This is a genomic window from Thiolinea disciformis DSM 14473 (genome assembly GCF_000371925.1).
Taxonomy (GTDB): domain Bacteria; phylum Pseudomonadota; class Gammaproteobacteria; order Thiotrichales; family Thiotrichaceae; genus Thiolinea; species Thiolinea disciformis.
In genome coordinates this window covers 34946-42056 of record NZ_AQVE01000029.1, presented here as the reverse complement: position 1 = coordinate 42056, position 7111 = coordinate 34946, and the positions used below count along the sequence as shown (strand labels likewise).

At 45.6% G+C, this 7111-nt stretch carries 10 protein-coding genes; 5 read left to right on the top strand and 5 right to left on the bottom strand.

Going from position 1 to position 7111, the window contains the following annotated elements:
• From A3IE_RS0117225 to A3IE_RS0117205, 5 genes are all read right to left on the bottom strand, one after another.
• Positions 1 to 203, bottom strand: a 203-nt coding sequence (locus tag A3IE_RS0117225) for an IS1/IS1595 family N-terminal zinc-binding domain-containing protein (RefSeq protein ID WP_020396875.1), incomplete at its 3' end; no start/stop codon positions are given.
• A 70-nt stretch (positions 204 to 273) separates the two neighbouring features.
• Positions 274 to 591 carry a VOC family protein gene (locus A3IE_RS21165; protein ID WP_020396874.1) on the bottom strand — a complete coding sequence of 106 codons (318 nt, stop codon included), beginning with the start codon at positions 589 to 591 and terminating at the stop codon, positions 274 to 276.
• Positions 592 to 600: 9 nt separating this feature from the next.
• The gene (locus tag A3IE_RS0117215; protein WP_020396873.1) at positions 601 to 1149 is read right to left on the bottom strand and encodes a protein N-terminal glutamine amidohydrolase; all 549 of its coding nucleotides are present in this window, start codon (positions 1147 to 1149) and stop codon (positions 601 to 603) included.
• Between the two features lie 47 nt (positions 1150 to 1196).
• Positions 1197 to 1787 (bottom strand): HAD family hydrolase, encoded by a 591-nt coding sequence (locus A3IE_RS0117210; RefSeq protein WP_020396872.1) that lies wholly within the window; start codon positions 1785 to 1787, stop codon positions 1197 to 1199.
• Positions 1788 to 1868: 81 nt separating this feature from the next.
• Positions 1869 to 2555: a TetR/AcrR family transcriptional regulator gene (locus A3IE_RS0117205; protein WP_020396871.1), complete on the bottom strand. Its 687-nt coding sequence runs from the start codon at positions 2553 to 2555 to the stop codon at positions 1869 to 1871.
• 199 nt (positions 2556 to 2754) lie between these two features.
• Here A3IE_RS0117205 and A3IE_RS0117200 point away from each other — a divergent pair, with 199 nt between their 5' ends.
• From A3IE_RS0117200 to aroQ, 5 genes are all read left to right on the top strand, one after another.
• A complete protein-coding gene (locus A3IE_RS0117200) occupies positions 2755 to 3648 on the top strand; it encodes a shikimate dehydrogenase (protein WP_020396870.1) in 894 nt (297 codons plus the stop codon).
• Positions 3649 to 3671: 23 nt separating this feature from the next.
• A complete protein-coding gene (locus A3IE_RS21160) occupies positions 3672 to 4181 on the top strand; it encodes a TRAP transporter small permease (RefSeq protein WP_033407449.1) in 510 nt (169 codons plus the stop codon).
• 3 nt (positions 4182 to 4184) lie between these two features.
• Complete coding sequence (locus tag A3IE_RS0117190; RefSeq protein WP_020396868.1) at positions 4185 to 5477, top strand: TRAP transporter large permease subunit; 1293 nt, start codon at positions 4185 to 4187, stop codon at positions 5475 to 5477.
• Between the two features lie 65 nt (positions 5478 to 5542).
• The gene (locus tag A3IE_RS0117185) at positions 5543 to 6544 is read left to right on the top strand and encodes a TRAP transporter substrate-binding protein (RefSeq protein WP_020396867.1); all 1002 of its coding nucleotides are present in this window, start codon (positions 5543 to 5545) and stop codon (positions 6542 to 6544) included.
• Between the two features lie 61 nt (positions 6545 to 6605).
• Positions 6606 to 7061 (top strand): type II 3-dehydroquinate dehydratase, encoded by a 456-nt coding sequence (gene aroQ, locus A3IE_RS0117180; RefSeq protein WP_020396866.1) that lies wholly within the window; start codon positions 6606 to 6608, stop codon positions 7059 to 7061.
• Positions 7062 to 7111: the final 50 nt, after the last annotated feature.

Genomic DNA, 7111 nt, shown 5'->3' with positions numbered 1-7111 from the left:
GTATCTCTAACCCCTGAACCATTGATCGCCATCTCAACAATTTTTTCGGGAATACCGTCGCGGTTGCCCACATTATGATAGTAAAGTTGAAAACTACGTTGGCAATCACGGCAGCGGTAACGCGGTTCACCACTACGCGCATAGCCGTGTTTGTAAATCGATGCACTTTGACAGTAGCGGCAGTCGACTGGTACGGTGGCCATACACACCTCTTCCTCAGATCAAATGCCTTTAACGATAAAGCTCCATCAAAGCGTTTTCAACTCCCTTAAATCACGACCGAAAAGGTATAGAGCGTTGATTATGGGCTTGCGGGCGAAAGCAAACACCAAAAGGTGAAATGCTCTGATCGTGTTGACTTAAACGTTCAAATAAATGTGTGGGTTTAACTAATTCACTTTGTGCTTCTTCCGCATTTGTTAGATACAGTAACTCAATAAACGCATTGTGAAAGAAAAAACGGCGATTGGCTGTGCCTTGGCCTTGATGCTGATTCGGTGTGCCTTCTGTTAAGCCGAAGTTGGTTAAAAGTTCAGCTTCAGGGGCATTGGCTGTGACCGCTATAAAGATATGATCAAGCTCTAAATTCATGATGGACAGTTAAGCATGGTTATAGGTTTTTAATAATGCAGTGGCATTCAGTACTTTTCCATAACCTTGATCCAACATCGTTGTAAGTTGATTCAAATTGCTTTCGCTTTCACTAATTACTGGCCAAGGTGGAGGTGGCGCTAACCAACCTTTTTTCGTTTTCATATGCCTACGATCTGATTTTAAATCGCGTGCATAATCTTTTGCTTTAATGACACGAAATAATGGCACATATTCAGGATATAAGAGTTCTTCCGCTAAAAAAGACTGTTCAAAATAACGCTCAAGTGGTGTGCAAAAAGGTAAAGTGGTATCAAAATCAAGGATGTAAGCTTGATGGCTCGCGTGCCACAGTAATACAACGTGATAATCCCACAACAAAGGCTCGTCTGGCGCATTAGCTTCGCGCTGGCAAAGAATAGGGAAACATTCAGCTTCGGTAGCCGCTATCACCAGCACATCACTATGAATCAAGTCGGGTTGCTGACAAAGCCACCAGATATTTTCTTCACAATAACGTGGGTGGTAAGCATAATTTTCGCGTTGGGGTAGGGTCATCAGTGAGTAGTCGTTAGATAATTTAAGCCACTTAGTTACGCACTAAGTTATTGGAGTAATTCACTCAAGGTGTGCACCCAAACATCAGCGTCAGCGCGATAAGCAAATTCGCCGCTTGGATCGACGTAAAGTGTGGTGGTTTGTGCGGCTCGTCCAGCGTGTAAATCATAGTGAAAATCACCAACCATCACAGCCTGCTCTTGAGTACCTTGCCAGCGTTTAAGTAGGAGATAAATACCTTCTGGATTGGGTTTTGGCGCCGCATCATCACGACTAATAATATGTTCTAGGGGGAAAAACGGCGCTAAGCCAGCCGCTTGCAAGGTAACTTGTGTATTCGCTGCACTATTGCGCGTTAAAATACCAAATGTTTTGCCTTGCACGTTTAAATACTTCAGTAATTCGATAGCCCCCTGTGCTGGCTCAGATTGTTTCGCAATCGCGAACTCCATCTCATGTAGACGTGCCCGAAAGGGAGCCGCTTGTTCAGGGGACATCGCGGCTAAACTTTCTAAGATGGTTTGATTTGGGTCTAAGCCTAACTCAGTGCGCATGGCTGGGAAATCATGTTTGGCGACGGTCAACGTGCCATCCATATCAAAAATCCAATAGCGCTTGGCTAATAACGGGTGGGGCATATGTTCTCTCAAGGCTGCATTAAAAGCCCACAGCCTACTACACTGCGTTCAGAATGCAAAAAGTGCGCGTTTTGCTTTTAGCTAGTTGCCGAGTTGTTGAATCAATTCCGGCTTCAATACAAAGCGTAACACCATGTCCACCACCTGTTGTTTTAGCGTGTTTTGCCCTGTTTTAGTAAACAGACTTTTGCCAAAGCTTATGGAGAAGGTCGTTTGGTTTGAAACATTGAAAAAACTCAAGGCGCTGATATGCCAGTGTAATGCCAAGGCTGTAATGCCGTCGCGAAATAACTGTTGTTCCAAACCGCGTTTATAAATCCGTTCTAAGCGCTCAATGACCGGTTGGTTCAGTGATTTGATCAGTGCAGCATGTTTGAGGTATTCGCCATGGTGAATATTCTCAATCATGACTAAGCGGATGAAATCGGGATTGCGCCGATGATGGTCAAAGGTAAATTCTACCAAGTTTCTTAAGGCAGCTACTGGCTCTACATGCTCTAAATCGAGTTTGTGTTCACCTTCCCGTACTTCACGATAAGCCTCAATCAAAACCTGCTGATACAAACCATCTTTATCGCCAAAATAGTAATAAATCATACGTTTAGACGTTTTGGTTTTGGCAGCGATCTCGTTGACGCGTGCACCAGATAAACCATTGAGTGCAAATTCGGCCGTGGCAACCTTAATAATATCCATGCGCACAGCTTCGGGGTTTTGTTTCCAACCAGCTTTGGGTTCGAGTAATGGATCATCATCGGCAGTGGACATGAGAAATTCCTTTTGCATTAGCGCGTATTCGAGCCATGTTGTAACCACTTCACCGGCGAAACGCAAGCTACAGCAGTGAGCCTAGCGGCAATATATAAAATTTAAAAAAATTAAATTAACTATTTGGTACAAAATGTCTTGATAAAATGAACCACTTGGTACAAAGTATAGTGAGTATCAAATATCGAGGAGGAGAGTTGTGCCACAGCTCCATAACACACCCCCTATTAAGCCGATTCAGCAGCGTCGTAAGGTGCTTGCAGGTCTTATTGGGCAAGGTATTCAAGGCTCACGTACTCCCGCCATGCACCAAGCCGAAGGCGAGCGTCTAGGCTTACATTATCTCTACCAGTTGCTGGATACGGATCAAATGGGGCCGAACAGGCCGAGCCTCGAACAGTTATTGGCGGCTACCCAATATTGTGGTTTTGCCGGCTTGAATATTACGTTTCCCTATAAACAGCAAATCATTCCTTTTTTAGATGAGTTGAGTGATACGGCTAAAGCCGTGGGAGCGGTGAATACCGTCGTGTTTAAAGACGGTAAACGTATTGGGCACAATACGGATTTATCCGGCTTCGCGTTAAGTTTTCAAGAGGAAATGGGTGCGACCAAACGCGATCATGTACTGCTAATTGGTGCAGGTGGGGCAGGTCTTGCGGTAGCACATGCACTACTGCAATCGGGCGTGACTAAGCTATTTATTACCGATGTTAGTGCTAAACGTGCTCACGACTTAGCGCAAAGCCTCAGTACACAATACGATGCGGAGCGAGTTGTCACTACAGTAATTAGTGCTGATTTAATGCCGCACATTGATGGCATTGTAAATGCCACACCGGTTGGTATGTCGAAACTTCCCGGAACGCCTTTTCCTTTAGAGCTGCTCGAAGCACGCTTATGGGTGGTCGATATTATTTATTTCCCACTGGAAACTGAATTACTCAAAGCAGCACGTTTAAAAGCTTGTCGTGTTGCTTCAGGTGCTGGAATGGCGGTGTTTCAAGCGGTTGCGGCATTTGAACTGATTACAGGATTAAAGCCTGATGCTGAGGCTTTGCGATCCACCTTCAATAGTTTGATAGCGAGTTAGGCTTTTCGTGTAAGGAGGAGTGCATGAAGCGAATAATGGATGGGTACTGCCGAGTGCTTTCTGCACTCATGGTAGTACTGCTTACTTTTATGGTGGTGTTAGTGTTTGGCAATGTACTACTGCGTTATGGATTTAACTCGGGCATTGCTTTTTCTGAAGAAGTGTCACGTTGGTTATTTGTATGGTTGACGTTTATGGGGGCGGTAGTTGCCCTGCACGACCGTAGTCATATGACTTTAGGGGAGGTGGTGTCTACTTTACCGCCTAAAGCGCAACGTCTATGCCATTTATTAGCCCTCGTCTTGATGCTGTGGGTGACTTATCTCATTTTCAGCGGCAGTTGGTCACAAACCCTAATCAATCTTAGCAATGCTGCGCCAGTCACTGGTTGGTCTCAGGCTTGGTTTTATGGGGTGGGAGTATTTTTTGCCTTGTCTAGTGGGCTGATCTTGCTGATAGATTTTTGGGAATCTGTACGCAACTTCAATCAGCCGCTGGTTACTGTAGGCACGCACACAGTAGGCAAGGAGTAACGCATGACGATTGTCATTTTTATTGCCGTGCTACTCGCCGCCATGATGCTAGGTATTCCTATTGCCTATTCCTTATTGTTATCCGGTGTAGCCTTAATGGCATATCTGGATATGTTTGATGCACAAATTCTGGCGCAGAACCTGATTGAAGGGGCAAATAGCTTCCCCTTGTTAGCCGTACCATTTTTTATGCTGGCAGGCGAGATTATGAATGTGGGCGGCTTGTCCAAGCGCATTGTCAATCTAGCCTTATCTTTATTAGGTCATGTGCGGGGCGGCTTGGGCTATGTGGCCATTCTAGCCGCTTGCTTAATGGCGGCATTATCCGGCTCAGCTGTAGCCGATACCGCTGCATTGGGCGCTTTATTACTCCCGATGATGGTAGCAGCCGGACACGATAAAGCGACTGCGGGTGGCTTGATTGCTTCGGCGGGTATTATTGCGCCCATTATTCCGCCCTCCATTGCCTTTGTTGTGTTTGGTGTAGCCACCGATGTATCGATTGGCAAGCTCTTTATGGCAGGTATCTTTCCAGGGCTTTTCATGGGTTTAGCGATTGCAGGAACATGGTATTTAGTCGTGAGGCAAGAAGCAAAGCAGCAAACTGATCGCCCGCTGCCTCAAAAATCTAGCAGTGCAGAACGCCTAAAGGCTTTAAAAGAGTCGACTTGGGCTTTGTTTTTACCCGTGATTGTTTTAGTCGGTTTAAAACTGGGTATTTTTACCCCAACTGAAGCTGCGGTTGTTGCGGCTGTCTATGCCTTGTTTGTATCGATGGTGATCTACCGCGAAATGACATGGCACCAACTCTATGAGGTATTTGTCAACTCAGCCAAAACCACCGCAACTGTCATGTTCTTAGTCGCTGCTGCGATGGTGTCCGCTTATTTGATCACCATCGCTGATGTGCCGGGACAGGTGGTAGAGCTATTAGGGCCTTTAATGAATAGCCCCACGCTCTTATTACTAGCCATTATATTGATCTGCATTTTAGTGGGCACGGCGATGGATTTAACCCCGACTATTTTGATTCTTGCGCCAGTCTTGGTACCGGTCGTGAAGCAAGCGGGGATTGATCCGGTCTATTTCGGTGTACTGTTCGTAATGAATGGCGTCATTGGTTTGATTACACCCCCAGTGGGTACTGTTCTGAATGTCATGGCAGGGGTTGGGGGTATGAGTGTGGGAGCAGTATCAAAAGGGGTTATTCCTTTCATGATCGCTCAATTTCTCGTGTTATTCCTTTTAGTTTTATTCCCAAGCTTGGTTACTGTGCCGCTGTCTTGGTTTTATTGAGTGATTAGGCTGTGTGTTAAGTTCCCCGCGTTTGAAGTAAGTAGTCTATTTTTTGGAGGATGGAGATGAAACGTTTACTGGTCAAAGGTTTGGTCGCATTAGTCGCTACGGCAAGTATGAGTATGGCTTTTGCGGCGGATAAAGAGTTGAAGTTGGCCCTACAAAATCCTAAAGGTCATCCCTTAGAAATGGGAGCAACCAAATTTGCTGAGTTAGTGGATAGCAAAACCAAAGGTGCTTTGAAGGTTAAGGTGTTTGCGGGAGGTGCGTTAGGGGGTGATGCTCAAAATGTCTCTGCACTACAGGGTGGCACGTTGGATATGGTGGTATTGAACTCTGGCATCTTAGCTTCTCAAGTGAAGGAATTTGCGGTGTATGACTTTCCTTTCATGTTCAATAATGCTGAAGAAGCGGATAAGGTAGTAGACGGCGAATTTGGTAAAGCATTACATGCAAAATTAGAAGAGAAGGGCATTGTCGGTTTGGCCTATTGGGAATTAGGTTTCCGCGATATGACCAATAGTAAACATCCGATTACGAAAGTTGGTGATATTAAAGGCTTAAAACTGCGGGTTATTCCGAATGCCATCAATGTGGATTGGGTCACTGCTTTGGGGGCAAATCCAACACCTATGCCCTTCCCAGAAGTGTATGCTGCCTTAGAACAAAAGGCGATTGATGGTCAAGAAAATCCAGTGACGGTTATTGCTGCGAACAAGTTTTATGAAGTGCAAAAGCACTTAGCGCTCACCCATCATCAATACAATCCTCAATCAGTAATCGTCAGTAAAAAAACATGGGATGGTTTAACTCCTGAACTACAAACAGCGTTACGTGAGGCTGCCACGGAGGCTGCTGCGTATGAGCGTGGGATTGCACGGGAGAAATCAACGGCAGCCTTGGATGAATTAAAAAAATCGGGTATGGAAATTACCGAATTACCGGCGGAAGAGCTGGCCAAAATGCGCGAAATCCTAAAACCCGTGATCGCCAAACATGCTGAGTTGGTTGGCAAAGAGACTGTTGATAAATTAAGTAGTGAATTAGACGCTTTACGCAAGAAATAGAGCGTTTCTTGACCTCAAGCTTCATAATGCTGGGGTCATTTTCACTTTTAAGGAGCTCAGCATGAAAACGATTCTGGTCTTAAATGGCCCTAACCTGAATCTTCTTGGCCAACGTGAACCCGCGCAATATGGTTCGACTACTTTGCAAGATGTGGAGGCCATGTGCGTAGAAGCGGGTAAGCGTTTGGGGGTTGCAGTTAAGTGCCTGCAATCGAATCATGAAGGTGTACTGATTGATGCGATTCATGAGGCTGGGCGCGGGGTAAAAGCGGGATCTGTGCTGGGGGTGGTGATGAATCCGGGGGCTTATACTCATACTTCGATTGCCTTGTTTGATGCGATTAAAGGTGCTGAAGTTCCCTTGATTGAGATTCACATTTCCAATGTTCACGCACGTGAGTCATTCCGCCATCATTCTTATATTTCTGCGGCGGCGGCTGGTATTGTGGTCGGCTTTGGGGTCGACGGATATGTACTAGCTATCGAAGGTTTAGTACGCAAATTTCATAAGTCATAGCCGTAACTGTTACTAGGGTTAGCGCTGGCTAGCCCTAATGACCGGCTGTG

Bases quoted from the DNA above. Each gene is read 5' to 3' on its own strand.
- A3IE_RS21165 (WP_020396874.1), bottom strand. From the start codon at position 591: ATGAATTTAGAGCTTGATCATATCTTTATAGCGGTCACAGCCAATGCC.
- A3IE_RS0117215 (WP_020396873.1), bottom strand. From the start codon at position 1,149: ATGACCCTACCCCAACGCGAAAATTATGCTTACCACCCACGTTATTGT.
- A3IE_RS0117210 (WP_020396872.1), bottom strand. From the start codon at position 1,787: ATGCCCCACCCGTTATTAGCCAAGCGCTATTGGATTTTTGATATGGAT.
- A3IE_RS0117205 (WP_020396871.1), bottom strand. From the start codon at position 2,555: ATGTCCACTGCCGATGATGATCCATTACTCGAACCCAAAGCTGGTTGG.
- A3IE_RS21160 (WP_033407449.1), top strand. From the start codon at position 3,672: ATGAAGCGAATAATGGATGGGTACTGCCGAGTGCTTTCTGCACTCATG.
- A3IE_RS0117190 (WP_020396868.1), top strand. From the start codon at position 4,185: ATGACGATTGTCATTTTTATTGCCGTGCTACTCGCCGCCATGATGCTA.
- A3IE_RS0117185 (WP_020396867.1), top strand. From the start codon at position 5,543: ATGAAACGTTTACTGGTCAAAGGTTTGGTCGCATTAGTCGCTACGGCA.
- aroQ (WP_020396866.1), top strand. From the start codon at position 6,606: ATGAAAACGATTCTGGTCTTAAATGGCCCTAACCTGAATCTTCTTGGC.